Consider the following 26298-nt stretch of genomic DNA (forward strand, 5'->3'; position numbering starts at 1 on the left):
AGCCGGCGCCCGCGTGTCAGGCGGTGAACAACTCCCGAATCCGCCCGGACGGCGCATCCAGCGGCAGGAAGAACCTGCACTGCCATTCCTGGGTGCGCCGGGCCTGGGCGCTGGTGGTGGCAACGTCCGGCGGGTAGACGCGCATGGCCCGCTTGCCGCCCACCCCGGAGGCCGAAACCACGCCGCGGCGCGCCAGCTCGTCCAGCGGGAACACAAACTGTCCCAGACCCGCGCCCGTGACGGCCTGGACCACGAACAGGGCAACGCCGTCGTGCGTGTCGAAAGGGCGGATGGGGCCCTCATGGGACCGCTGCCACAGCGTGACAAACTGCCCGGCCTTGGTGGGAGTGGTCTTGGCGGCGCGGAACACGACGGGGCGGCCGCCCAGCGTCAGGGTGTGGGCCGCGTACTCGGCACTCTCGGGCTCGGCGGCCGCATCGGCACACGCCACGCCGGCCGAACGCCACAGTTCAAGTGCCTCCGGGGGAATTTTCACACCCCCATTTACCCCTGAAACCGGGTTGGGTGGCAACTCATGAAAGAATTGCGAGCATGGCTGAAAACATTCCGGGCACAGACACGCCCGCACCCACCTCAAGCAACGTTCCCGACAAGCCCGCACTGGAGGGTCTCGAAGAGTCCCTGACCAAGCGCTGGCTCGAAGAAGGCACCTACAAGTTCGACCGTGAGACCACCCGGGAGCAGGTGTACTCCATCGACACTCCCCCGCCCACGGCGTCCGGATCGTTGCACGTGGGACACATGTTCTCCTACACCCAGACCGACGTGCTGGCCCGCTTCCAGCGCATGACCGGCAAGAACGTGTTCTACCCCATGGGCTGGGACGACAACGGCCTGCCCACCGAGCGCCGCGTCCAGAACTACTACGGTGTCCGCTGCGACCCGAAGATCGCCTACGACGCCGACTACCGCCCCCCGGCAACCCCGGCCAAGAACCAGCGCGACTTCGACGTCATCTCGCGCAAGAACTTCATCGAGCTGTGCGAAGAGCTGGCCGTCGAGGACGAGAAGGTCTTCGAGCACCTCTTCCAGACGCTGGGCCTGTCCGTGGACTGGGACCTGACCTACCGCACCATCGACGACCACTCACGTGCAGTGTCGCAGCGCGGCTTCCTGGACAACCTCGCCGCAGGCGATGCCTACATGTCCGAGGCCCCCACCCTGTGGGATGTCACCTTCCGCACCGCCGTTGCCCAGGCCGAGCTGGAAGACCGCGAAATGCCGGGTGCGTACTACCGCTACCCGTTCTTCGCCGAAGACGGCACCAAGATCTACATTGAGACCACGCGCCCGGAACTCCTGGCCGCCTGCGCCGCCCTCGTGGCCAACCCGGACGACGAGCGCTACAAGCCGCTGTTCGGCAAAAAGGTCACCTCGCCACTGTTCGGCGTTGAGGTTGAGGTCCGCGCCCACGCCCTGGCCAAGGCCGACAAGGGCTCCGGCATCGCCATGGTCTGCACCTTCGGCGACCTGACCGACGTCACCTGGTGGCGCGAACTGCAGCTGCCCACCCGCGCCATTGTGGGCCGCGACGGCCGCATCCTGGCCGACACCCCCGAGTGGATCACCACCGAGGAAGGCCGCGCCAACTACGCAGCCATCGCCGGCAAGACCGTCTTCAGCGCCAAGGAAGGCGTTGTGGAAATGCTGACGGCAGCCGAGCTGCTGGACGGCGAAATCAAGAAGATCACGCACCCCGTGAATTTCTTCGAAAAGGGCGACAAGCCCCTGGAAATCGTCTCCTCCCGCCAGTGGTACATCCGCAACGGCGGCCGCGACGAGGACCGCCGCGAACGCCTCATCAACCGCGGCAAGGAAATTGAGTTCCACCCCGCGTTCATGCGCTCGCGCTACGACAACTGGATCTCCGGCCTGAACGGCGACTGGCTCGTTTCCCGCCAACGCTTCTTCGGCGTGCCGGTTCCCGTCTGGTACCCGCTGGATGCCGACGCGAACCCGGACTACGACCACCCGATCCTGCCCACCGCTGACATGCTGCCGGTTGACCCCGCAGCCGACGCCGCCCCCGGCTACACCGAGGAGCAGCGCAACGTTGCCGGCGGATTCATTGGCGACGCCGACGTGCTGGACACCTGGGCCACCTCCTCCCTGACCCCGCAGATTGTGGGCGGCTGGGGCCAGGACGAGGACCTGTTTGGCAAGGTCTACCCCTTCGACCTGCGCCCCCAGGGCCACGACATCATCCGCACCTGGCTGTTCTCCTCCGCCGTGCGCGCCGACGCCCTGCAGGGCAGCGCACCGTGGAAGCACGCCGCCATCTCCGGCTGGATCCTGGACCCGGACCGCAAGAAGATGTCCAAGTCCAAGGGCAACGTGGTGGTCCCCACCGATGTGCTCAACGACTTTGGCGCCGACGCCGTCCGCTACTGGGCAGCATCAGCCAAGCTGGGCGCCGACACGGCCTATGAGATTGCGCAGATGAAGATTGGCCGCCGCCTGGCCATCAAGCTGCTCAACGCCTCCAAGTTCGTGCTGAACCTCGGCGCCACGGAAGCCGATGTGCTCACCGCCGACACCGCCGTGCTGACCAACGCACTGGACCGCGGCCTGCTGGCACAGCTCTCCGAGGTTGTTGCCGCCTCCACCGCAGCGTTTGAGAAGTACGACTACGCCCGCGCCCTGCAGCTCACCGAGAGCTTCTTCTGGCACTTCACCGACGACTACGTGGAGCTGGTCAAGGACCGCGCCTACGGTGCCGCCGGCGAGGAAGGCCAGGCCTCAGTGCTGGCTGCCCTGGCCACCACGCTGGACTCCCTGCTGCGCCTGTTCGCACCCTTCCTGCCGTTCGCCACGGAGGAAGTGTGGAGCTGGTGGCGTGCCGGTTCCGTCCACCGCGCCCCGTGGCCTGCCGCGGTTGGCGTGGACGACGGCGACACCACCTTGCTCTCGACCGTCGGGGACGCCCTCTCCGGCATCCGCAAGGCCAAGTCCGAGGCCAAGGTCAAGCAGCGCACCCAGGTGCTCTCCGCCACCGTGACCGCCGGCGAAGTGCAGGCAGCACAGCTGACGGCCGGCCTGGGCGACCTCAAGGCCGCCGCGAACGCCCTTGAACTCACGGTTGCCGTGGGCGAAGGCGAACTGGCCGTGACCGACGTCGTGCTGGCGCCGGCCGAGGAGCCGCAGGCCTAGCACCTGTCAGTTCCAGCTGGCCCGGGTTCCGACTGGCCCGGGTTTCGACTGGGGATCAACCACCGGTGGTTGAGCCCATCGAAACCCGGGCCAGTTTCTTTAAGCCCTTTTTCGGCGGCACGCGCACCGGTTCGGGCCAGCGCGGGCTGAGGGTGTCGCCAAGCGTCGTTCCCCGCAGCTTGCGCCCAAACATGGGTAGGACCCAGTCCGTGAGCCACTCGTGCTGCCGGCGCATCCACTCCCGCGCGCCAGCCGCAGGGTCGTGCTCCTTGTGCTTGACGGCAATGCCGTGCGGGACCCCGAGGGTCTCCAGCAGCCGGGCGGCCAGGTGCTTGTGCCCGGCCTTGGACATGTGGAGCCTGTCCGGGCCCCACATGCGCGGATCCGCGTATGCCTCGAAGTTGGCGTAGTCCACCACGACGGCACCGTACCTGGCTGCGATGTCCCGGACGCCGTCGTTGTAGGCCCGGTGCTTGCGCCGCAGCGGCCCCAGGACGGGCGAGACCTCCACGTCATATCCGGTGAAGAGCATCAGTGTGGCCCCGGTCCTGGACAGCTGCTCCACCAGGTACTCATAGTTGGCCAGGATGTGAGGAATCCGGGTGCCCAGGTCCATGACGTCGTTCCCGCCCGCGTAGACGGTGATGAGCGTGGGCTGCATGGCCAGGGCCGGTTCCAGCTGTTCGGCAATGATGTGCCGCAGCCGCTTGCTGCGGATGGCAAGGTTGGCGTACTCCCAGCCCGGCTGGTCCCGGGCCAGCCCCTCGGCCACCCGGTCAGCCCAGCCCCGCACGCCGTTGGGCAGGTGCTTGCTGGAATCCCCTACACCCTCGGTGAAGGAATCCCCCAGCGCCACGAAGCGCCCGGGCCCCTTCCCGGACACTCCACCGGGCTGGGCCGTCAAAGGGCCCTTGCCGGCGCCGGGAGAATGCTGGCGGGCGTGGGGCGCACGCCCTTGCCTCCATTGCCCGTGCCGCCCCGGCCCATGCCGTGGTAGTTCCAGCCGGCTGCCCGCCAAGCGGACTGGTCCAGGGCATTGCGTCCGTCCAGCACCACCCGGCGCGACACCAGCTGCCCAGCCAGGACCGGATCCAGGGACGTGAACTGGGGCCAGGGCGTCAGCAGGACCACCAGTTCGGCGCCGGCGAGGGCAGCGTTGGGCTCGGCTTCAAACTCCAGCTGCGGGTGCTGCAGCCACGCCCCGGCTGCCTCGGGGTCGCTGACCGTGACCCGGGCACCCTGCGCCGCCAGCTGGCCGGCCACGTCCAATGCCGGGGAATCACGGATGTCGTCCGTGTGTGGCTTGAACGCAGCCCCCAGGATCGTGATGCGCTTGCCAGACACCTGGCCTCCGCACAGCCGGATGGCGTGTTCCACGGCCCGGTACCGGGCGTCGGCATTGATGCCGTCCACCAGGGACAGCAGCTCCTCGAGGGACTCGATGCCGTGCTGCTGCGCCTGGGCCCGGAAGGAGCGCAGGTCCTTGGGCAGGCAGCCGCCGCCAAAGCCAGCGCCCGCAGCCAGGTACTTCCCGCCGATGCGCTCGTCGTGGCCCAGCGCCTGGGTGAGCTGGACGACGTCGGCCCCGGCCTGCTCGCAGAACTCGGACACGGCGTTGATGTAGGAGAGCTTCAGGGCCAGGAACGCGTTGGCGGAGACCTTGATGAGCTCTGCCGTGGCGAAGTTGGTCACCACCTTGGGTGTTCCCGCCGGCAGCGTTGCGTAGACGGCGTCGAGCACTGTGCAGGCCCGGCTTCCTCCCAGGCCGCCGGCCACGCCGTACACCAGCCTGTCGGGCGCCAGGGAATCCTGCACGGCCGTGCCCTGGCGCAGGAACTCCGGGTTCCAGGCGACCTCGGCACCCGTGGCTGCCACCATGTCCGCCACCAGGGCAGCCGTCCCCACGGGCACGGTTGACTTGCCCACCACCAGGGCCCCCGGTCGAAGCTGGGGCAGCAGCGATTCGACGGCGGCCAGCAGAAAGCCCAGGTCGGTGTTGTTGGCGGTCTTGGACTGGGGCGTGCCAACACAGAGGAAGTGGACGTCGGCGTCCGCCAAGTCCGCCGGGTCGGCCGTGAAGGTGAGGCGTCCGGCGTCGTGCCCTGCCCGCAACAGCTCCGCCAGGCCGGGTTCGTGGAACGGCGCGTGCCCGTCGGCGAGCAGCGCAATCCGGCTGGTGTCCGTGTCGAGCCCGACGACGTGGTGCCCCAGGTGGGCCAGCGTGGCTGCGTGCACCGTGCCGAGGTAGCCTGCACCAATGACCGAGATCTTCATGGGGTTCCTTTCAGTGCGGCCGGTTGCCGCTGGTGCTCTTGGGTGGTTTGGGTGTACAGCTGCACCAGCTGGGCGCAGACCACGTCCCAGCTGCGGCCCTGCACCTGCGCGACGGCGGCCCGGGCAAAAGCTGCGCGTTTGGCGTCGTCGCCCAGGAGGTCTGCGGCATGGTCGCGCAGGGCATTGAGGTCGCCCGGAGGATAGAGCCAGCCGGTTCGGGAGGAGTCCACGAGGTCCAGGGGGCCGCCGCGGCCGGTGGCAACCACGGGCACCCCTGATGCCATGGCCTCCTGGATGGTTTGGCAGAACGTTTCCAGTTCGCCGGGATGCACAAAAAGGTCCAGGGAGGCCATGGCCGTGGCCAGTTCCGCACCGCCCAGAAACCCCGTGAAGTGTGCTTGCGGCATGGCTGCCTCGAGTGCCTGGCGCTGGGGGCCGTCCCCAATGATGACCAGTTTCGTGTTGGGGATCCGGGACAGCACGGCGAGGTCGGCCACCTGCTTTTCCAGGGCGAGCCGCCCCACGTAGCCAACGATCTTTTGTCCGTCCGGAGCCACCATGGCGCGAAAGGTCTCGCTGCGCCTGCCCGGGTTGAAGCGCTCGGTGTCCACGCCGCGGCGCCACAGCTCGACGCGCGGAATGCCGTGGCCGCGCAGCTTGTTCACCGAGTCCGTGGAGGGGGCCAGGGTCCGGGTGGCGGCGAGGTGGATGCGTTCCACCCGCAGCCAGGCCCAGTTTTCCAGCAGGGCCATGCCGTATTTGGCCGCGTAGCCGGGGACGTCGGTCTGGTAGACGGCCACCGTGGGGATGCCCAGTGCCGCCGCCGCCCGGACGGCGCGCCAGCCCAGGACGAAGGGTGATGCCAGGTGGACGATGTCCGGGTTGAAATCGGCCAGGATGGCCTTCACCCTGGCCACCCCGCCAATGGCAATGCGGATGTTTGGGTATCCGGCCAGCGGGACGGCGGGAAGCCTCCGGACTGTGGCCCCCTCCACGGTGTCCGGCACCCGGTCAAGGGTGGACGGCGCAATGACCAGGACCTGGTCCCCGCGGGCGTCAAGGTGCTGCAGGATTTTCAGCAGTGAATGGGTGACCCCATTCATCTCGGGCAGGAACGATTCAGCAACGATTGCGACCTTCACGCTTCAACCATGGGCCGCCCAGGTGGCCTGCACGTGGGCCGGGCGGAACGCCGGGGTGAAGTTTGGGTGAACCGATGTGTTGCCCGCCAGGTTTTGGGCAAAGGGGAAGCCCCATCGGCCATATTGCCGTCGGTGGGGCTTCGACTTTCATGCCGTCCTGTGACGTTGGCGGCCCGGCTGGATCCGTTGGCTTTCAGGACTTTTCACCGCGTCACCGGTGCCAATGAACCTTACTCGTGGGAGCGCCGCCGTGGCGGTGTCCCGACTATCAATGCGGTTCAGTCGCTGAATCTCTGGTTCCTGCTGGCCCTTTCCTTGGCGGATTGGGTAAGAACAAGTATGCACCTGCACTGGGGACATGACAAGGGCCGGCCGGGAAATTCCTGTGCAGGAAAATCCGTGCCGGCCCGTGCCGCCCGGAGGCTAAGAAAACTAGTTGAACTGCGGGTATTCGGAGCGGCTGCGCTTGATCTCGAAGAAGTACGGGAAACCGGCCAGGGTGACAGTGGCGTCCCACATCTTCCCGGCTTCCTCGCCGCGCGGGATGCGGGTGATGACGGGGCCAAAGAATGCGGTGCCGTTGAAGGCCACGATGGGTGTTCCCACGTCCTGGCCCACCTGGCTGATGCCTTCTGCATGGCTGGCGCGCAGGGCCACGTCGTAGGCGTCAGTGGTGGCGGCTGAAGCCAGTTCTGCCGGCAGGCCAACCTCGGCCAGCGACTTGGCGATGACGTCGTCCATGTTCGTGTTGGCGTTGTTGTGGATGTGGGTGCCCATGGCGTCGTACAGCGGCTTGATGAACTCTTTGCCGTGCTCCTGTGCGGCGGCGATGATGACCCGCACGGGACCCCAGGCATTGTCCATGCGTTCGCGGTATTCGGCCGGAAGCTCGCTGTTGTTTTCGTTCAGGACCGAGAGACTCATGACGTGCCAGTCAACCTTGATGTTGCGGACTTCCTCCACCTCGCCGATCCAGCGGGACGTTGCCCAGGCGAAGGGGCAGGCGGGGTCGAACCAAAAGTCGGCCTTCTCGGCTTCGGCTACAACATTCTCAGGCACGTTGGATCTCCTTGGTGGGTTTGGCTTTCAGAAGCGTGGAGGGCGCTGCCCTCCCCTAGCTGCAACGGGCAGCGGCCGCCGGCTATTCCACGGCCAGGCCGCGGCGTGGCTCAGGCGGACTTGTTGCGGCGCTTGGCCACGACCTCGTGCGGGATGAGAGTGGGCTCTGCGGTGCGGCCCACCACGTCGGCGGTGATGACCACAGTGGCAATGTCCTCGCGGCTGGGCAGGTCAAACATGACCGGCTGCAGCACCTCTTCAAGGATGGCGCGCAGTCCGCGGGCTCCGGTCCCCCGGGCCAAGGCCAGATCGGCAATGGCCGTGAGGGCTTCCTCATCAAACTCGAGGTCGACGCCGTCGAGCGTGAACATCTTCTGGTACTGCTTGACCAGGGCGTTCTTGGGCTCGGTCAGGATCTGGATCAGGGCGGTGCGGTCCAGCTGGGTCACTGTGGTGATGACCGGCAGGCGGCCGATGAACTCGGGGATCAGGCCGAACTTGAGCAGGTCCTCGGGCATGACGTCGGCGTAGCTGGCCTCGGACTGCTTGAGTGCACTGAGCGGCGCCCCGAAGCCGATGCCCTTCTTGCCGGCGCGGGAGCCGATGATTTCCTCGAGCCCTGCGAAGGCGCCGGCCACGATGAACAGCACGTTGGTGGTGTCAATCTGGATGAATTCCTGGTGGGGGTGCTTGCGCCCGCCCTGCGGCGGCACCGAGGCCACCGTGCCTTCGAGAATCTTCAGCAGCGCCTGCTGCACGCCCTCGCCGGAGACGTCACGGGTGATGGAGGGGTTCTCGGACTTGCGCGAGATCTTGTCGATCTCGTCAATGTAGATGATGCCCTGCTCGGCCTTCTTGATGTCGAAGTCGGCGGCCTGGATGAGCTTCAGGAGGATGTTTTCGACATCCTCGCCCACGTAGCCGGCTTCGGTCAGGGCAGTGGCGTCGGCGACGGCGAACGGCACGTTCAGGCGGCGGGCCAGGGTCTGGGCCAGGTAGGTCTTGCCGCAGCCGGTGGGGCCAACCAGCAGGATGTTGGACTTGGCGATCTCCACCTCGTCGTGGACGCCGCCGGAGATGGTGTTGCTCTTGACGGCGTGGCCGGACTGGATGCGCTTGTAGTGGTTGTACACGGCGACGGCGAGGGAGCGCTTGGCGGGCTCCTGGCCGATCACATATTCCTGCAGGAAGTCGAAGATCTCCCGCGGCTTGGGCAGTTCAAAGGCGTCGAGGTCGGCCACCTCGGCCAGTTCCTCGTCGATGATCTCATTGCACAGTTCAATGCATTCGTCGCAGATGTAGACCCCAGGGCCGGCAATGAGCTTGCGGACCTGTTTCTGGCTCTTGCCGCAGAAGGAGCACTTCAGCAGATCGGTGCTTTCGCCCATCCTGGCCATTGATGTGTCCTTCCGCGAATAACCCGCCGGCGGCGGCGCTACCCCTGCAACTTGTTCAATCCCGGGCCGGTGCCCGGAACGTCCTACGAATTACATTCCACTCTAAGCCACGGTGCGGACATTGGGTGGACTGCAAACGCCGGAACAGGGGAATTCTTCCCCCTGTTCCGGCATCTGGTGGAGCGTCTTAGCGGGTGATGGCCGCCGGCTTGATCTTGCGCGGTGCCAGCACCTCATCGATCAGGCCGTACTCCTTGGCCTGTGCTGCGGTGAGGATGTTGTCACGCTCAATGTCGTTGCTGACCTGCTCCGGCGTGCGGCCGGAGTGGTCGGCGAGCGTGTTTTCGAGCCATTCACGCATGCGCATGACCTCGTTGGCCTGGATTTCCAGGTCGGAGGCCTGGCCGCCCTGGCCGCCGGACAGTGCGGGCTGGTGGATCAGCACGCGGGCGTTCGGCAGGGCAAGGCGCTTGCCGGGGGCACCGGCGGCCAGCAGCACGGCGGCGGCGGATGCTGCCTGGCCCAGGCAGACGGTCTGGATCTCGGGGCGGATGAACTGCATGGTGTCGTAGATGGCCGTCATGGCCGTGAACGATCCGCCGGGAGAGTTGATGTACAAGGTGATGTCGCGGTCGGTGTCGTCGGCTTCCAGCACGAGCAGCTGGGCCATAACGTCGTCGGCCGAGGCGTCGTCAACCTGGACGCCCAGGAAGATGATGCGGTCCTCGAACAGCTTGGTGTACGGGTCCTGGCGCTTGAAGCCGTAGGGGGTCCGCTCCTCGAACTGGGGAAGGACGTAGCGGCTGGTGGGCAGGTTGCCGGCAGTGTGGCCAAATGCTGTGCTGCCAAAGTTGTAGGTCATGATTTGTTGCTCCTGAATTCTAGGATTCTCTTTGGCTTGCTTTACTTGGCGCTGGTTCCGCCGCCACCGGCGACGGTTCCTGCGTGGCGGGCGATCTTGTCGAAGAAGCCGTATTCCAGCGCTTCCTGGGCCGTGAACCACTTGTCGCGGTCGTTGTCCGTAAGGATCTTTTCCACGCTCTGGCCGGTCTGCTCGGCTGTCAGCTCGGCCATGACCTTCTTCATGTGCAGGATCAGCTCGGCCTGGATCTTGATGTCCGACGCCGTTCCGCCAATGCCGCCGGAGGGCTGGTGCATGAGGACGCGGGCGTTGGGCGTGGCGTAGCGCTTGCCCTTGGTGCCCGAGGAGAGCAGGAACTGGCCCATCGAGGCGGCCAGGCCTGTGGCGACCGTGACGACGTCGTTCGGGATGAACTCCATGGTGTCGTAGATGGCCATGCCGGCAGTCACCGAGCCGCCGGGAGAGTTGATGTAAAGGTAGATGTCCTTTTCCGGGTCCTCGGCCGAGAGCAGCAGCAGCTGCGAGCAGATCAGGTTGGCGTTGTCATCACGGACTTCCGAGCCCAGCCAAATGATGCGTTCCTTCAGCAGGCGGTTGTAGATGTACTGGTCCGAGCCGTTGGACTCCGCGCCGGCCATCGTGGGGGTGGTGTGCTGTGCCATGGTGGGTTTACCTCTCCTTCGTGCGGCCCGCCGGGCGGGCCCGGCGTGACCATCACTGATGTTCACTACTTGGACAGTAGCCCTTTTCGGCGCCCATTTGGCCCCCACGGGTGCGCTGTTCGCTGTCGGCGCACGATCGCTGCGCCTTGGGCGGACAGGGGAACATTCCGCTCCGCGGCGGTGTTGAATGCGGGCATGAAAAAGCCGCTGCCGGCCCCTCGGGAGGTGGCCGGCAGCGGCCGGTAATTCACATGGTTTCCCTGGTGGGAAATTAGATGCGGGCTTCGCCCGGATCGCTCACTGCGGTGGCCTCGATGACCTCGTCCTCGCCGGCAATCTCTTCTTCTTCGGAAGCGACTGAGACGAAGTCGGTCAGGTCCACAACGGCACCTTCGGAGTCCTTCACAACGGCCTTGCCCAGGACTGCGGCAAGTGCCTTGCGGCGGCGGACTTCGCCAACGATCATGTTGACCTGGCCGGAGGAATCCAGCATCTGTGCGAACTGGTTCGGGTCCATGCCGTACTGGCTGGCCGAGGAGACGATGTAGTCGATCAGTTCAGCCTGGCTGACGCTGACTTCTTCCTTCTCTGCAATGGCGTCGAGGATGATCTCGTTGCGGAAGGCCTTCTCGGTGTTTTCCTTGACCTCGGCGCGGTGCTCCTCGGTGTCGTGCTCTTCGGCGCCGTGTGAGTTCTCGGGGCGGAAGTGCTGCTCGAGCTGCTCGGCGATGACGGAGTCCGGAACCGGAACCTCGACGAGTGCAACGAGCTTCTCCAGGACCTTGTCGCGGGCCTCAACACCCTGCTCGACGGTCTTGGATTCGGCGGCCTGCTTGGCCAGGTCTTCCTTCAGTTCGGCAATGGTGTCGAACTCGGAAGCCAGCTGTGCGAAGTCGTCGTTTGCCTCGGGCAGTTCGCGGACCTTCACGGAGGTGACCTTGACGGTGACCTGTGCTTCTTCACCTGCGTGCTCGCCGCCGGCCAGCTTGGTGTTGAAGATTGCCTCTTCGCCGGCGGACAGGCCGGTTGCAGCCTCGTCCAGGCCGTCCAGCATGTTGCCGGCACCGATCTGGTAGGACAGGTCGGCAGCGGAGTCAACCTCTTCGCCGTCGATCTTGGCGTCGATGTTGATGGTGAGGAAGTCACCCTCGGCGGCCGGGCGGTCTTCAACCTTCAGCGTGCCGAAGCGGCCGCGGAGCTCGTCCAGTGCCTTGGTGGTGTCTTCTTCGGAAGCCTCAACAGCGGCAACCTCGACCTCGAGGCCTTCGTAGGCGGGCAGCTCGATCTCGGGGCGGATGTCCAGTTCAACCTGGAACTTGACCACGCCGTCGGTGCCGGAGGGGTCCGGAACCTCGGTGATTTCAACCTCGGGACGGCTCAAGGGGATGAGCTTGTTTTCGACAACGGCTTCCTGGTACCAGCCGTTGAGGCCGGAGTTGATGGCGGTTTCCAGGACGTAGCCGCGGCCAACGCGCTGATCGATCAGCGAGTTGGGGACCTTGCCCTTGCGGAAGCCGGGTACCTGGACCTGCGTACCAATGGTCTTGTAAGCCTCGGTGATGCTGGGCTTCAATTCCTCAAAGGAAACCTCAACATCGAGCTTTACACGAGTGGGTGTGAGGGTTTCGACAGCGCTCTTCACAGCGTGGTACTCCTGATGGTCTGTTGATGGATATTTAGGCCCAGCACATGGGCAGTCACTGACCAAACGTGAACCGGATAATGCTGAAGTCGGGGCGACAGGACTCGAACCTGCGGTCTCCTGCTCCCAAAGCAGGCGCGCTAGCCACTACGCTACGCCCCGTAGTTGCCCGGAACAGTCTACGGGCAAAGGTTCCCAGATGCACAATCGCCCCCGCCGGGCACTGCCTTGCCTTGCGGGGCAACAAAAAATCCCCGGCCAGCGGGCCGGGGATTCTTTATTTTGGAGGGGGCGACGGGAATCGAACCCGCGTAATCAGTTTGGAAGACTGAGGCTTTACCATTAAGCTACGCCCCCGAGATATCGGGGGTTTTTCGGCTTTTGGCCGAACAACTCCGTAACAGTATCAACCCCTTTGCCTGTCCCGCAAATCGTGGTCCGGCGGCCTTGAAAAATGACACCGATCCCGCTTTCCGCGCCCGGAATCCCGGGCGCGGAAAGCGGGATCGGTGTCATTGTCCGGAATCAGCCGGCTTGGCAGGCCGGGCACCAATACAGTTTCCGCCCACCGAGTTCCTTCATGGCGATGCCTGTGCCGCAATGCCGGCAGGGCTGGCCCTCCCGCTTGTAGACGTAGTGGGCATCGGCCACGGGCACGTCCCTATTGGGTTGCTGCAACCCGGCAGGCGCCCCCGCAAACGATCCGGCAGCCGCCAGTCCTTGTCCCACTTCCGCGCCCAGGCCCGAGGGCCGGTCGGTGAGTTCGGTGGTGACGATGCGCCCGTCCCGGACGCCGTCGGCCATCGTCCGGGCCACGTCGTCCCACAGGGCCAGTGCCTCTCCTTGTTGCAGGCTCCTGCCCGGCAGCATGGGGTCCAGGCCCAGGCGGAACAGCACCTCGGCACGGTACACATTGCCCACGCCGGCCAGGACCTCCTGCTTCATGAGCTGCAGGGCAATGCCTGTGGAGCTCTTGCGGATCCGGCGCGCAAATTCCGCCGCGTCGCCTGGCAGGTTGTTCAGCGGGTCGGGGCCCAGCTTGTCGCGCACCACCGCCGATTCGGCCGGGGTCAGCACCTCGCAGGCCGTGGGTCCGCGCAGGTCCGCCCACCCGTGGGCCGAGACCAGGCGGACGCGGACGGCACCCTTGGGTTCGGGCGGGCCGCTGTAGTCCCCACGTCCTCCCCCGGCGCCGCCCTCGTCAGCGGCCCCGTCGCCGCCAACTTCCTGTTCGCCGATCCGGCGAGGGGCGCCGATGCTTGATGCCCCGGTGAACGTGGAATCGCCGCCAAAGTCCCAGGCGCCGTACAGGCCCAGGTGGACCCGCAGCACCAGGTCATGGGAGAAGCGCAGGAACATTTGCTTGCCGTGCGCCTCGGCCCGCTCCAGCACATGGCCGTCCAGCAGCTGCGCTCCAGAGGCGAATTTGCCCTGCGGGCTGGACACGGCCAGTTCGGCGCCGCCAAAGACGTCGCCGAACTGCCGGGCCAGGCGGTGGACGGAGTGTCCCTCAGGCATGGATCACCGAATCTCCCGCACGTGCCCCTGTGAATGCCAAATGACTACTCGACGATTTCGCCCGTGGTCTCGTACGTGGCGATCTTGCCAATGCGGCGCACGTGGCGTTCGGCATTGCTGAAAGGCTCGGCCAGGAACGCCTCGATGATGGCCGTGGCTTCCTCGACGCTGTGCTGGCGCCCGCCCACAGCAATGACGTTGGCGTCGTTGTGCTCGCGGGCCAGGGTGGCGGTGGAGTGGTTCCAGGCCAGTGCTGCGCGCACGCCCTTGACCTTGTTGGCGGCAATCTGTTCGCCGTTGCCGGAACCGCCCAGCACAATGCCCAGCGCGTCGACGCCGGCAGCCTGGTCGGCCACCACGGCGAGGGCGGCATTGATGCAGAAGGACGGGTAGTCATCCTCGGCGTCGTAGGCGGCGGGGCCGTGGTCCACCATTTCGTAGCCCTTGGCAGCCAGCTCGGTGATGAGGTGGGCGCTGAGCTCCATGCCGGCGTGGTCGGTCGCAATGTGAACGCGCATGAGGAATCCTTCGTTGTTCGGTGTGGTGTGTGCCGCATCAAGCCTACCCATGGCCGGGGCATGCCGATGCCCCGCGTTACCGGTGCCCCGGTGATTTCCCGGCCCGGCGGTTGAGGATTGCCGCGAGTTCGTCGGCCGTGTCGAGATCGGGCGCCCCGACAACCACGGTGCCGCCATTGTTTTGCCGAATCACGACGGCGGCACCCGACTTCGCCAGAAACGTGGCGGAGCCGCTGTGCCTGCGCAGGCCCCAGCCGCCGTGGTCCCGCGCCGCAACGTCAAGGGAAACGGCCACGTCGATCCCCTCGCAAGGTGCCACCAGGGCGGGGATGAATCCCAGCAGCTTGACCGTGAGCTGGCTCCGGTCCACCTGGACGGTGGCACACAGCAGGGCAACCACCACAAGCGCGGCGAGCACCAGGGCCGGCAGGATCCACGGCGAGAGCAGGGCCAGGAGGCTTCCGGGCAGGACGGCCGCCAGCAGGATCATGACAATCACCGAACTGCGCGGATGCAGGAAGTAGCCCATTCGGTCGCGGGCCGCGGCCGGGTCCTCCGTGGTCTCCACGAGTGCCGCCAGGGCGGCGTCGTCCGCGGGGCTCCACTGCTCATCCGGCTTGAAGGTCAGGGCAAGCACCACACCCATGGCGGCGGCCAGCCCGGATCCCATGAGCATGACGTAGCCGTCAATGCGCACGGCGGGCAGCTCGCCCTGGCCTGTCTGGCCCAGCAGGGCCGCCGCGAACAAGGTGCAGGCCGCCAGTTGCAGGGCCATGGCGACGCCCAGCAGGACGCGCCGTGATGTCCGCGGCAGCGTGGTCCGGGCTCCAAGGCTGCCTATGCCGGCCCCCAGCAGCAGGATGGCGGCCACACCCGCGGCAAGGAACACGGCCAGGGGAACGGGTCCCCCACCCCAGGGCAGTTCGGCACCTCCGGCAAGCTGCCCGCCCACCATGAGGCCGCCGGCCACCAGCCCCAAGGAGAGGAGCATGGGGAAGACCACGGCAAAGCGCAGTGCCCGGGCGTCCAGGTGGCGTCCGGTGCTGGAATCGTGGCTTCCGTCAGCTCCCATGCGTCTATTTTTTCACTGTTGGGGCGAGGACGTAAGCATTGGCCAGCGCGGCAGCTTTCGCAGCCGTGGCAACATCAGGCATGGAGATGACGTACTTCTGGTGACAGCCCGCCTCCAGGACCAGGGCCGGGCCGCTGGCCATGATGAAGCCAATGCTGCCGCCGCCCATGCGGTAGCCCCAGCCGCCGTAATCCAGGGCCTTGATGTCCTCCACCAAGGCGCCCCGGACTTCCTTCCATGCCAGAGGCATGATCTTCCACCGTCCTGCGGCCAGCACCATCACGCCGTCCGGGCCGATGACCGCCGTACCAGAGGTGAACACCCAGATGATGGCGGCAACCACCACGCCCAGCACCGCCAAAGCGGGGAAGATGAAGAACGTGCCCACCCCGACCACGGCGCCAACACCCAGGCTCAGCGCCCAGGACCACCGGCCCATGGTGACCTTGATCCTCAGGGTTTCGCCCCGGGCAGCACGGTCCTGGGCTTCCGCGGCCAGGACCGAGTCGCCGGACACTGCTTCTTCATTGGCCGCCAGAACCCCGACGTCCTGTGTGCGGTCCACCTCCCCGGGGCTGTAGAGCAACATGCCGGCGCAGCCCGCCACGAAGGCGGCCGCAATGCCGGCCGCCATGACCGGGCCCGAAAGTTCAGCCTGGGACGTGTCCGCCAAATCCAGCTGCCCGGCCACCATGGCCACGGACAGGGCAACCGTGGCCACACTGAACACCAGGCCAAAGCCCACCCCGATGCGGGCCGCCAACAGGGACTGTGCCCGGAGGAGCACCGCCATCGGCGCAATGACGGCGCCCAGAGCGCCCATGCCCACAGCCATCCAGGCTGCCCCGGGCACGGAGATCCAGCCGTCCACCGCGCCACTGCCGTTCCAATGCGAGGCAATCTCGGCCGGCAGCCTGCCGGCCACGGACAGGATCCATGCGGCGGCCAAGACGCCCAGCAACAGGGGGCCGGCGATCAACCCGATCAGCCACCGCCGGTTGTAGTTGGCCTCTGCCGCAATGCTGCGGACCTTCTCCCCCATTGATTCCCCCAAAAAATCGTGAACGCGTGCCGGGTCAATTTCCCGGCGCAGTACCGCATCAACCCTGCCCCATGCGCAAGGCCGGGACAAGTTCAGTTCCGTCCCGGCCCGGAGTAACGTGGGACACTCAATGCAAGCCACGGCCGGGCCAATGGGGTCCCGTCCGGAGAAGAACACGGCACAATCCCAGACTGAACGGAAGGCATCACCTTGCCTGGCATGAATCTCACACGCGCCGAAGCCATCGAGCGCACAGCAACCTTGACCGCCACCAGCTACGACGTGGCCCTGGACCTGACCACCTCGGACACCACCTTCGCCTCCACCACCACGGTGAGGTTCACCGCGAAGGAGGGTTCGTCGTCGTTCATTGACGCCGTGACCCACAAGGTCCACCAGGTGACCCTCAACGGCGTGGAGCTCGACCCCGCCACAGTGTCCGACGGCGTTCGCATCCAGCTGCCCCAGCTCGCCGCGGACAATGTGCTCACCGTCAAGGCCGACGCCTTGTTCATGAACACGGGCGAGGGCCTGCACCGCTTTGTGGACCCCGTGGACGGCGAGGTGTATCTGTACAGCCAGTTCGAGGTGCCGGATTCCCGCCGCATGTTTGCCGTGTTCGAGCAGCCCGACCAGAAGGCCACCTTTGCCTTCCACGTCACCGCCCCTTCCCACTGGGACGTCATCTCCAACTCCCCCACCCCGGCCCCCGAGGCCGCCGGCGAGGGCAAGGCGACCTGGCACTTTGAGCCCACGCTGACCATGTCCAGCTACATCACGGCCCTCATTGCCGGCCCCTACGAGAGCGTGCGTTCCGAGCTGACCAGCTCCGACGGCCGCACCATCCCGCTGGGCGTTTTTGCACGCAAGTCGCTCATGGAGTTCCTGGACGCGGACAACGTGTTTGAGCTGACCCGCCAGGGCTTCGAGTTCTTTGAAAAGCAGTTCGGCTTCCCGTACCCGTTCCCCAAGTACGACCAGCTGTTCGTGCCCGAATTCAACGCCGGCGCCATGGAAAACGCGGGTGCGGTGACGTTCCTGGAAAGCTACGTGTTCCGCTCCAAGGTCACCGACGCCATGGTGGAACGCCGCGCCATCACCATCCTGCACGAGCTCGCACACATGTGGTTCGGCGACCTCGTGACCATGCGCTGGTGGAACGACCTGTGGCTCAACGAATCCTTCGCGGAGTTCATGTCCACCCTGGCCGCCGCCGAGAACACCAAGTACGTGGACTCCTGGACCACCTTCTCCTCGCTGGAGAAGAGCTGGGCGTACCGCCAGGACCAGCTGCCCTCCACGCACCCCATCAAGGCCGAGATCAACGACCTCGAGGACGTGCTGGTCAACTTTGACGGCATCACCTATGCCAAGGGTGCCTCGGTGCTGCGCCAGCTCGTGGCCTGGGTGGGCCAGGAGGAATTCATGGCCGGCGTGCGCGCCTACTTCGCCAAGCACGCCTGGGGCAACACGGAACTGCCCGACCTCATGGTGGAGCTGGAGGCCGCCAGCGGCCGCGACCTCTCCGCCTGGACGGAAAAATGGCTCGAGACGGCCGGCGTGAACACCTTCAAGCCGGCCATCGAGGTGGCGGACGACGGCGTAATCACCTCGTTCTCGATCCTCCAGTCGGCCGTGGCCGAGCACCCCGTGCTGCGCCCCCACCGCGCGGCCGTGGGCTTCTACAACCTGGCCGAATCCGGTGAGGATGCCGGAAAGCTGGTCCGCACGCACCGCGTGGAGCTGGACGTTGACGGAGCCTCCACGCCCGTTCCCGAGCTTGTGGGCCTGCAGCGCCCCGCACTGGTCCTGCTCAACGACGACGACCTGGCCTACGCCAAGATCCGTCTTGACGCCCAGTCGCTGGACACGGCCAAGACGCACCTGAAGGACTTCAAGGAGTCGCTGCCCCGCACCCTGGTCTCGGCCTCCGCCTGGGATGCCGCGCGCGACGGCGAAACCCCGGCCCGCGCATACGTTGACTTTGTGCTTGCCACGGTGGGCCACGAGACGGACTCCACAGTCATCATGGTGCTGCTGCGCCAGCTGTCCACGGCGCTGACGTACTACGTTGCCCCCGATCACCAGCAGGCCACGCACCTGGCCGCCGCCGACACCCTGTGGGAACTGGCACGCGGCGCTGCCGCCGGCTCCGACGCCCAGTTGCAGTTCGTGAAGGCGTTTGCCGCCCACGCACAGTCGCCGGCGCAGCTGGACCTGGTCCAGGCACTGCTGGACGGCAAGCAGCAACTGGACGAGCTGGCGCTGGACACCGACATGCGCTGGGAGTTCATCATCTCCCTCGCCGCCGGCGGCCGGGCAGACGCCTCCGTGGTCGACGCCGCCCTGGCCTTGGACAACACCCAGAACGGCCAGCTTGCGGCCGCGACCGCCAAGGCCGCCATTCCCACCGCGGCAGGCAAGGCCGAAACCTGGGATGCCGTGGTGGTCCGCGGCGACGGCGCCAACGCCGTGCAGCGTGCCGCCATTTCCGGCTTCACCAAGGTGTGGGACACGGCGCTGCTGGAGCCCTATGTGGCCAAGTACTTTGCGGCGATCCGCGGGGTGTGGGGCAGCAAGTCATACGAGACGGCGTCGACCATCATCACGGGCCTGTACCCCGTGCAGCTGGTGTCCCAGGCAACGCTTGATGCCACGGACACGTTCCTGGCCGGGCTGGGCACCGAGGCCCCCGCGCTGCGCCGCCTGCTGGTGGAAAGCCGCGACTCCGTGGCCCGCGCGCTGCGTGCCCAGGCGGCCGACATCTAGCACCGGCCCGCGGGCGTCCAGTCCGCTGGCATTCCGCCAAAAAATGCCTTCCGCGACCGGCCCCTCGCCGCTCGCGGAAGGCATTTTTTCATGCGTTGATGCACGTTTCCACGGCCGCGGAAACGTCCAAAACTTCCGTGCGGCAAAGTCTACCGCTGCCGGGCCTTGGGGGCGTACGGTCAGCGCATGCACTCGTTATCATTCAGGAAGTTGGCCGCGCGCACAGGCGCCGCGGCCTTGCTGGGACTTGGGCTCATTGCAGGACTCGCCGGCGTGCCGGCCATCGCCCAGTCCGCTCCGCCAGTCACCTACACGGTGCTCGGCGATTCCTATTCGGCAGGCACCGGCGGCGGCAGTGAAGCGCTCCCCTGCCTGCAAAGCCCCAACAGCTACGGCAGCGTGTACGCTGCGGCAACCGGGCGGACCATGCTGAACCTGGCCTGCTACGGCGCCACCACGACGAACGTGCTGGAAAGGCAGGTGCCGTTCATCCCACCAACCACCAAGCTGGTCACGCTGACGGTGGGTGGCAACGACATCGGCACCGGCGATGTCTCACTGGCCTGCACCGCGGCGCCGCAAAGCAGCCAGTGCAGTGCCGCACTGGCCACGTCGCTGCAGAAACTGGGGCAACTGCCCACCAAGATCAAGGAACTGGTGAGGGCGATCAAGGCCCAGGTGCCATCGGCAAAGGTGGCACTCCTTGGCTATCCGGCATTGTTTGAACCAGCCAACATGGCCCTGTCGGGCTACTCCGCCGACCAGGTCAAGGCTGCGCGGCTCATGAACGGCGCGGCCGGACTGCTCAACGCCGTCATTGCCACGTCGGCGCTGAGCAGTGGCGCCCGCTATGTGCCGGTGGCCTGGGCCTTCGCCGGCCACGGAATCCCGTCCGCAACCCAGTGGATCATCGGCCCTATGGACCCGAGCCCGTTCGTGTTCCACCCCACGGAAGCCGGCTACCGAAACGGCTATGCGGCAGCCCTGAGGATCTTCCTCTGAGCGGGCCGTTGGATCGGCATCCCCGGCCGCTACGCTTGTTCCATGGCCTTGAACACCCACAACTATGAAATTGCCGTCCACTGGACCGGGAACCGGGGAACCGGAACGTCCGCCTACAAGGCCTACGGCCGTGACCACACCGTCACGGCCGCGGGCCTTCCGTCGCTGCTCGGCTCGGCCGACAGGACCTTCCACGGGGACCGGGACCGGTGGAACCCTGAACTGCTGCTCGTGACGGCGCTGGCACAGTGCCACATGCTTTCCTACCTGCACGTCGCGGTGCTGCACGGGGTGGTCGTGACCAGGTACCAGGATGCCGCCACCGGCACCATGGTCATGAACCCCGACGGCAGCGGCCAGTTCGAATCGGTCACGCTGCACCCCCACGTTGACGTGGCCGACCCCGCAACGGCGGAATTGGCACTGACACTCCACGCCGAGGCCGCAGCGAAGTGTTTCATTGCCCGCAGCGTCAACTTCCCCGTGCACCACGAGCCTGGCCTGCTGGAACGGGAGCAAACGGCGCAGCTTCCGCGCTAGGGTTGATGGAGCCCCAACCACCATCGACGAAACCTTAGGTAGAGCGCGCGTGCAAGCAGCCAACATCTTCGACGGCCCCGACGAAAACTTCTTCGACCGCCTGGCCCAGGCCGGCATCACGATTGCCGTGGGCCTGCTCGTGTGGCTGGTGCTGCACTACGCGATCCGCCTTGTGGTCAAGCGGGCCATGGTGGAGCGGACGCCGCTGGCGCACGGCTCGCTGCGCTGGGCCGCCCCGATGCTGCGCACCATCGACCCCGTCACCCGCGCCTTGGACAATGAACGACGCGTGCAGCGTGCCAAGACCATTGGTTCCCTGTTGAACTCCGTGGTGACAGCCGTGGTTGCCATGGTGACTGGCTTCTACGTGCTGATTGCTTTCGAGATTGACATTGCCCCGCTGCTGGCCAGCGTTGGCGTCCTCGGCATCGCGATCGGCTTTGGCTGTCAGCAGCTCATCCGCGACTTCCTCGCCGGGATCTTCATCGCCCTGGAAGACCAGTACGGCATTGGCGACGTCATCCAGACCAGCGAGGTCATCGGCACGGTTGAGTACGTGGGCCTGCGCATCACGCGCGTCCTGGCCGAGGACGGCACGCTCTGGTACCTGCGCAACGGCGAGATCCTGCGCCTGGGCAACCGCTCCAAGGGCAACTACAAGGCCCCCGAGGAAGACGCCGAACCCGTTCCCGCAGCGGGCGGTGCCGCCCCGGCGCAAGGTGCGCCCCCGGCGTCGTCCGCGTCCGGATCCGCGTCCGGCGAAGCAAACGAATCAGCAGAATAGAAGGCATGGCCATGAGCAACGAGCAAATCCCCACCAGCCCCGCAAAGCCTGCGCTGGACCCCACACGCCTGGGCGAAGCGCCGGCCAGCCTGCTGCCGCTGACCGGCAAGATGCCCGAAGCCGAGCGCCCCGAGGAGGACGAACCGGCGGACTACGCCGACACCTTCTACGGGCAGGTGGGCGGGCACGAGACGTTCAGCAAGATCATCCACGTCTTCTACCAGGGCGTGGCCGCCGATCCCCTGCTGCGCGCCATGTACCCCGAGGAGGATCTGGGCCCCGCCGAGCAGCGCATGCTCATGTTCATTGAGCAGTACTGGGGCGGCCCGCGCACGTACCTGGAGGAACGCGGCCACCCGCGCCTGCGCATGCGCCACGTCCCCTTCGCCGTAACTCCGGAGGCCCGCGACCACTGGCTCGCCGCCATGCGCAAGGGCGTGGACGCCGCTGGCCTGTCCCCCATGCACGAGGCCACCCTGTGGGACTATCTGGAGCGGGCCGCCCACTCGCTGGTCAACTCCGCCTAGGAACCGCCCGGCCCTAGTGCCTGCCCAGCTCCAGCCGGACGGAATCATTGTCCGGCAGCACCACCACTGTGCCACTGCCGAGCGTCCAGCTGTCCGGCAGCAGGAAGAAGCGGCCGCCGCTGGCCACCAGCAGGTGCAGGCCGGTGTATTTGTAGACGGGTGCCTCGGCTGTTCCCAGCACCTCCTGTTTCACCCCCGGGGCGCCAATGAACAGCCCGGTGTGGCTGTAGACATCCGCGCGCGGCAGAGATGCCAGCTGCGCCTGGACTGCGGCGGCCTGGCCCCGCCCCACCACCTGGGCAAAATCCGAGGTTCCCCAGAACAGCAGCGCCGCCACCAGAGTGAACGCAAACGTTGCCTCCAGGGCCCTGTGTTGGATGATGGCACGCGCCTTGGCATTCGGCCGCTCCCCTGCCAGGGCCAGGCGGCGCAGCCGCACACCCCACCATGCCAGCAGGACGCCGCCGGCCATGAGGTAGGGAACCACCAGGAACGCGCCCGTTGGTCGGGCAACGGCCACCGCCCAGCATGCTGCGGCAACCACGACACCGAACACGGCCGCCGCCCTCGCCATCCGGGCCACCAAGGCAGCCCGTTTTCCGGAGGACAGCTGGCCGCGGAGCCAGTTGTCGGCGGCCAGGCACAGCAGGCCCGCCAGCAGGATGCAGACCAGGGGAAAGAACAGCGACCTGATGCTTCGCAGGGCATAGTCCTGCACGGAATAGCCAAACAGGCTGACATCCAGCCCCATGGCGCGTGCCTGCGCATCGGAGCGGGCCCAGCCAAAGTACAGCAGCAGGGCCGTGGCCAGTGTGACGGGCGGTCCGATCGAGGAGACCACCGCCATGACCTTGGACAGCAAGGTCTGGACATTCGGGCCGGAGCTTGCCCCGCCAGCGGCCTCCTTCGCCTCACCGGCCTGACTTTCTGCGCCGTCCATCACCCACCGCTTCCGTCCACGTACGTGAAGGTGAGCGAGCCGGGGATGGGCCCCGCGCTGCTCTCTGCTGTCACCGTGACGGCTCCGGCAGAAGCAGCTGCTGGCATTACCACGTCCCACCGTCCGGGTTGTGAGGGATCTGGTTCGACTGCGACGCGCTGCTCGCCGACCATGAGGGCAACAACGTCAATGAAGCGTCCTGCCAGCTGAAAAGTGCCACCCGACAAGCCGCTGGAGGGTGTGGCAGTCGGTCCCTGCCCGTCCTGGGCATCCAGCCCGGCCAGGCCCAGCGGGCAGGCAGTTCCGGTGCCGGGCACTGGCTCCAGCGGGGCCTCCGGATCCTCGGTGTGGGCTGCGAGCAGGGCAGCCACCAACCGGTACGCGGCCCGATCCAGGCAGCGCTCCGGCTCCGGTTCCTGAAGCGGCGCCAGGGCGGCCGCTGCGGCGTCCCACCCCGAGAGCTGCCCTTGATACACGGCCCGGCACGCATCGGTGGCTGCACCCCACAGTGCCAATCCGTCAGGAGTGCTTGAATTCCCGGTTTCCACAGCTGCCGCCAGGCCATCACAGTCCTTGCCCTCCAGCAAGAGATACCACTGGCTTTGGGGAGGGTCGGCCGGGTCCACGGGGCCGGGCGGCACCCAGGCGAGCGGGCCGTTGTTGTTTGGGCCGGATGCACCCGTGGTGGGGACGGTTGTGGTGGATGCCGTGTTTGGAACTGCAGTCGTCGCCTGGGTCGTGTCCGGCGCGGAAGCCGTTGGGGCACCGGACGACGGCGTGGAACCGCCTGGCGCTCCGGCGCTGCAGCCTGCCAACGCCAAGACGACGGCGGCGAGCAAGGCAGCTGCGATCTCCCCAGACTTCGCCCGCGACAGCATGGCGGCCCCCTCCAAGCACCACCGGCCCCACGTGGTGCCCGGCGACGTTGTCCCGAAGTCGTCAGGCAGGAGGGCCAGCTTTGAAATCCATTATCCTCAGTCCGCAACAGGCAGCAAGGATGGGTTTCCGCTCAGGGTTTGCGCGCCCGGTGGGGCCTGCTACAGCACCGACTTGGGGCGGACCAGGATGTGGCCGCGGGCGGTGCTGATGCGCAGCCACTTGTGCGAACTGAAGACGGTGCCGGATTCGCCCGGGGCCACAAAGCCCAGTGCGTAGGCCGCGAACGCCGCGCCGCCGGGAACCTCGCCCGGCACGCCCTCCATGGGCCGGCCCCATACGGAGGCACGGATGTTGTTGACCAGCAGGGCACCCGGGTTGACCGGGATGATCTGGCCAATTTCCTGCACGCCGGCCTTTGCCACGGCAATCAGGGCGTCTGCGCTCACAGTGCCGAGTTCCTGCCACGCCCCGCGGGGGGCGCTGACGGCGGCCCATGATTCATTGACAGTCATGGGCGGCACGGGCAACCTGACGTCGTCGGCCTCCATGCGGGCCAGGCGGTCGGCCACCGAGGCCAGGGACACCGTCACATCAATGCTCGACGGCGTGCCCAGCGCCATGGTGCGCAGACCCAGGACCGTGGGGGTTCCCTCGCCCAGAAGCTTGGAGCGCATGACGCAGACGTACGCGGCGAGAACGTTGCCGGCCCCCTGAAGCCGGATGGCGCCGTCGTCCGCGGTGCGGGCCCGGGTCACGAAGGTGCGCAGGTCGGCGACGGTGCCGGCGTCCTCAAGGAGCAGTTCGTCGGTGTTCGTTGCGGTGGTCACTGTGCGGTTCCTTCGGCAGGTGTTTTGGTGCGCGGGGCTGAGCGGCGGAACGGGACTGGGTCGCCGCGCCAGGCTTCCAGGGCGGTGCGCTGGAGTTCGGTGAGGCGGACGGGGCGGCCCGTGGTGCGGGAGACAAGCACCATCGAGGTGGCGGCCTGTGCGTAGACGGTGGCGGTGTCGGCCTCGGTGACGGTGTAGCCGAAGTCGAAGCTGGAGCCGCCAATGTGTGTGATCCAGATGTTCACGTAGACCGGCTCGGTGCGGAAGGTGATGGGCGCCAGGTATTCAATTTCGTTCCGGCCCACCAGGGTGAAGAGGTCCGGGCCAACCAGGTCCTGGAAGGTCCCGCCGCCGGGCATGGGGGCGTGGGTCAGCTGGACGCGGGCATCCTCCAGGTACTGGAGAAAAACGACGTTGTTGACGTGGTGGTACGAGTCGATGTCGCCGAATCGGATTTGCTGTGCGATCTGGATGCCTGCTGCCATGGTTTCATCATGTCAAAGCGGCAGGTGCGCCACCAATTGAAGTACCAAAGCTCACACGCTGCGGGGGCGATTCATGCCGCCGTGCCCATTTGTCGCAGCGGCACACCGACACATAGAGTCACGATTATGAATGCGAAGCCAGAGCTGGACCCCATGGAAACCCTGCTGCAGATCCTGCAGCTTTCCGATGCGGGAGGGGCTCAGACAGATGAGGACATTTTTGTGGGGCTCGGGGACGAAAATGCCCCGCGGCCGAGGCTTTTCGGCGGGCAGGTGCTGGCCCAGTCGCTGGTGGCTGCCGCACGCACTGTGGGCGGCGAGCACCTCATGCACTCCATGCACGGGTATTTCCTGCGCCCGGGCGATGCTGCCGCGCCGTTGACGTTTGGGGTCCAGCGCCTGCGCGACGGCCGTTCGTTCTCGGCCCGCCGCACCCATGCCTACCAGGGCGGGGTGCCGATCCTGTCCATGATCGCCTCGTTCCAGCGCCCCGACAGCGGCATTGAGCACCAGGACGCCATGCCGGAGGGCATTCCTGCCCCGGAGACCCTGCCCACTTCGGCGGACCTGCTGGGTTCGATCAACCACCCAGTGGCACAGGCGTGGGCGTACGAGCGGCCCTTCGACATCCGCCACGTCGGCAACAACATCTACTTCGACGTCAAGGGCGAGAAGGTGGCGCACACGGCCGTATGGCTGAAGACCCTGGGGCCCATGCCGGAGGACCAGAACCTGCACCGGGCCGCGCTTGCCTACGCGAGCGACTACACGCTGCTGGAGCCGTCGCTGCGCCGCCACGGCATCAGCTGGGCCATGCCCGGGATCAGCGTTGCCAGCCTGGACCACGCCATGTGGTGGCACCGCCCCCTTCAGGTGGACGACTGGCTGCTGTACGTGGCCGAGTCCCCCAGCGCCTCGGAGGCACGCGGACTGAACCTGGGCCGCTTCTTCAACCGCGACGGCGTGCTGGTCGCCACAGTTGCCCAGGAAGGCATGATCCGCATTCCCGAGGGAACGCTGGCTGACTGATATGTAGGAAGTTTTGTCAAGAGGCAGTGTTGAGCGGCTCCCATCTTTTTTGGTGGGGGCCGCTTTCTTAGGTGCTGTCCGGGTGTGGCGGTCGTGCTGGCGAGTCTTGGTTTCGACTGCAGTGTCAGACTGACCCTTCTATGGGCCCTGTCAACCC

At 66.5% G+C, this 26298-nt stretch carries 24 protein-coding genes and 2 tRNA genes; 7 read left to right on the forward strand and 19 right to left on the reverse strand.

Annotated elements, in window-relative coordinates:
• Positions 1–16: 16 nt before the first annotated feature.
• Positions 17–496, reverse strand: coding sequence for a MepB family protein (locus PCK14_RS02920; RefSeq protein WP_269936943.1), 480 nt, complete (start codon positions 494–496; stop codon positions 17–19).
• Between the two features lie 56 nt (positions 497–552).
• Here PCK14_RS02920 and valS point away from each other — a divergent pair, with 56 nt between their 5' ends.
• Entirely contained in the window at positions 553–3171 is a 2619-nt protein-coding gene (valS, locus tag PCK14_RS02925) for a valine--tRNA ligase (protein WP_269936944.1), read from the forward strand.
• Between the two features lie 55 nt (positions 3172–3226).
• Here valS and PCK14_RS02930 read toward each other — a convergent pair whose 3' ends face one another.
• From PCK14_RS02930 to PCK14_RS02995, 14 genes are all read right to left on the reverse strand, one after another.
• Positions 3227–4021, reverse strand: a complete 795-nt coding sequence (locus PCK14_RS02930; protein WP_269936990.1) for an SGNH/GDSL hydrolase family protein — start codon at positions 4019–4021, stop codon at positions 3227–3229.
• Between the two features lie 50 nt (positions 4022–4071).
• Positions 4072–5445 carry a UDP-glucose dehydrogenase family protein gene (locus PCK14_RS02935; RefSeq protein ID WP_269936945.1) on the reverse strand — a complete coding sequence of 458 codons (1374 nt, stop codon included), beginning with the start codon at positions 5443–5445 and terminating at the stop codon, positions 4072–4074.
• Positions 5442–6587, reverse strand: coding sequence for a glycosyltransferase family 4 protein (locus PCK14_RS02940; RefSeq protein WP_269936946.1), 1146 nt, complete (start codon positions 6585–6587; stop codon positions 5442–5444). The genes PCK14_RS02935 and PCK14_RS02940 overlap by 4 nt, the downstream gene beginning before the upstream one ends.
• Before the next feature lie 432 nt (positions 6588–7019).
• Positions 7020–7646 (reverse strand): mycothiol-dependent nitroreductase Rv2466c family protein, encoded by a 627-nt coding sequence (locus tag PCK14_RS02945; RefSeq protein WP_269936947.1) that lies wholly within the window; start codon positions 7644–7646, stop codon positions 7020–7022.
• Between the two features lie 110 nt (positions 7647–7756).
• Positions 7757–9043: an ATP-dependent Clp protease ATP-binding subunit ClpX gene (gene clpX, locus PCK14_RS02950; protein WP_269936948.1), complete on the reverse strand. Its 1287-nt coding sequence runs from the start codon at positions 9041–9043 to the stop codon at positions 7757–7759.
• A gap of 187 nt (positions 9044–9230) precedes the next feature.
• The gene (locus PCK14_RS02955; RefSeq protein ID WP_209682047.1) at positions 9231–9905 is read right to left on the reverse strand and encodes an ATP-dependent Clp protease proteolytic subunit; all 675 of its coding nucleotides are present in this window, start codon (positions 9903–9905) and stop codon (positions 9231–9233) included.
• Between the two features lie 41 nt (positions 9906–9946).
• Positions 9947–10567: an ATP-dependent Clp protease proteolytic subunit gene (locus PCK14_RS02960; protein ID WP_269936949.1), complete on the reverse strand. Its 621-nt coding sequence runs from the start codon at positions 10565–10567 to the stop codon at positions 9947–9949.
• Positions 10568–10838: 271 nt separating this feature from the next.
• Positions 10839–12209, reverse strand: a complete 1371-nt coding sequence (gene tig / locus PCK14_RS02965) for a trigger factor (protein ID WP_269936950.1) — start codon at positions 12207–12209, stop codon at positions 10839–10841.
• An 89-nt stretch (positions 12210–12298) separates the two neighbouring features.
• Positions 12299–12371: transfer RNA gene (locus PCK14_RS02970), tRNA-Pro, on the reverse strand.
• A gap of 121 nt (positions 12372–12492) precedes the next feature.
• A tRNA-Gly gene (locus PCK14_RS02975) sits at positions 12493–12566 on the reverse strand.
• Between the two features lie 168 nt (positions 12567–12734).
• Positions 12735–13727 (reverse strand): Fpg/Nei family DNA glycosylase, encoded by a 993-nt coding sequence (locus tag PCK14_RS02980; RefSeq protein ID WP_269936951.1) that lies wholly within the window; start codon positions 13725–13727, stop codon positions 12735–12737.
• Positions 13728–13771: 44 nt separating this feature from the next.
• The gene (locus tag PCK14_RS02985) at positions 13772–14245 is read right to left on the reverse strand and encodes a ribose-5-phosphate isomerase (protein WP_269936952.1); all 474 of its coding nucleotides are present in this window, start codon (positions 14243–14245) and stop codon (positions 13772–13774) included.
• A gap of 76 nt (positions 14246–14321) precedes the next feature.
• On the reverse strand, positions 14322–15317 hold the full coding sequence (locus PCK14_RS02990; protein ID WP_269936953.1) for a hypothetical protein: 996 nt from the start codon (positions 15315–15317) through the stop codon (positions 14322–14324).
• Positions 15318–15321: 4 nt separating this feature from the next.
• On the reverse strand, positions 15322–16359 hold the full coding sequence (locus tag PCK14_RS02995; RefSeq protein ID WP_269936954.1) for a DUF1648 domain-containing protein: 1038 nt from the start codon (positions 16357–16359) through the stop codon (positions 15322–15324).
• Between the two features lie 219 nt (positions 16360–16578).
• Here PCK14_RS02995 and pepN point away from each other — a divergent pair, with 219 nt between their 5' ends.
• From pepN to PCK14_RS03020, 5 genes are all read left to right on the forward strand, one after another.
• Complete coding sequence (gene pepN / locus PCK14_RS03000) at positions 16579–19128, forward strand: aminopeptidase N (protein ID WP_269936955.1); 2550 nt, start codon at positions 16579–16581, stop codon at positions 19126–19128.
• 186 nt (positions 19129–19314) lie between these two features.
• Complete coding sequence (locus PCK14_RS03005) at positions 19315–20130, forward strand: SGNH/GDSL hydrolase family protein (protein WP_269936956.1); 816 nt, start codon at positions 19315–19317, stop codon at positions 20128–20130.
• Positions 20131–20172: 42 nt separating this feature from the next.
• On the forward strand, positions 20173–20670 hold the full coding sequence (locus tag PCK14_RS03010) for an OsmC family protein (protein ID WP_269936957.1): 498 nt from the start codon (positions 20173–20175) through the stop codon (positions 20668–20670).
• 49 nt (positions 20671–20719) lie between these two features.
• A complete protein-coding gene (locus PCK14_RS03015; RefSeq protein WP_269936958.1) occupies positions 20720–21454 on the forward strand; it encodes a mechanosensitive ion channel family protein in 735 nt (244 codons plus the stop codon).
• Positions 21455–21564: 110 nt separating this feature from the next.
• Entirely contained in the window at positions 21565–21981 is a 417-nt protein-coding gene (locus PCK14_RS03020) for a globin (RefSeq protein WP_269936991.1), read from the forward strand.
• Positions 21982–21994: 13 nt separating this feature from the next.
• Here PCK14_RS03020 and PCK14_RS03025 read toward each other — a convergent pair whose 3' ends face one another.
• From PCK14_RS03025 to PCK14_RS03040, 4 genes are all read right to left on the reverse strand, one after another.
• A complete protein-coding gene (locus PCK14_RS03025) occupies positions 21995–22921 on the reverse strand; it encodes a hypothetical protein (protein WP_269936959.1) in 927 nt (308 codons plus the stop codon).
• Entirely contained in the window at positions 22921–23799 is an 879-nt protein-coding gene (locus tag PCK14_RS03030; protein WP_269936960.1) for a hypothetical protein, read from the reverse strand. Before PCK14_RS03030 ends, PCK14_RS03025 begins: the two co-directional genes overlap by 1 nt.
• Before the next feature lie 159 nt (positions 23800–23958).
• On the reverse strand, positions 23959–24627 hold the full coding sequence (locus tag PCK14_RS03035; RefSeq protein ID WP_269936961.1) for a hypothetical protein: 669 nt from the start codon (positions 24625–24627) through the stop codon (positions 23959–23961).
• On the reverse strand, positions 24624–25112 hold the full coding sequence (locus PCK14_RS03040; RefSeq protein ID WP_269936962.1) for an acyl-CoA thioesterase: 489 nt from the start codon (positions 25110–25112) through the stop codon (positions 24624–24626). The genes PCK14_RS03035 and PCK14_RS03040 overlap by 4 nt, the downstream gene beginning before the upstream one ends.
• Before the next feature lie 126 nt (positions 25113–25238).
• Between PCK14_RS03040 and PCK14_RS03045 the strand changes: the two genes are divergently transcribed.
• Positions 25239–26141 (forward strand): acyl-CoA thioesterase, encoded by a 903-nt coding sequence (locus PCK14_RS03045; RefSeq protein WP_269936963.1) that lies wholly within the window; start codon positions 25239–25241, stop codon positions 26139–26141.
• Positions 26142–26298 lie beyond the last annotated feature (157 nt).

This window comes from Arthrobacter sp. HY1533 (assembly GCF_027568515.1).
Classification (GTDB): domain Bacteria; phylum Actinomycetota; class Actinomycetes; order Actinomycetales; family Micrococcaceae; genus Specibacter.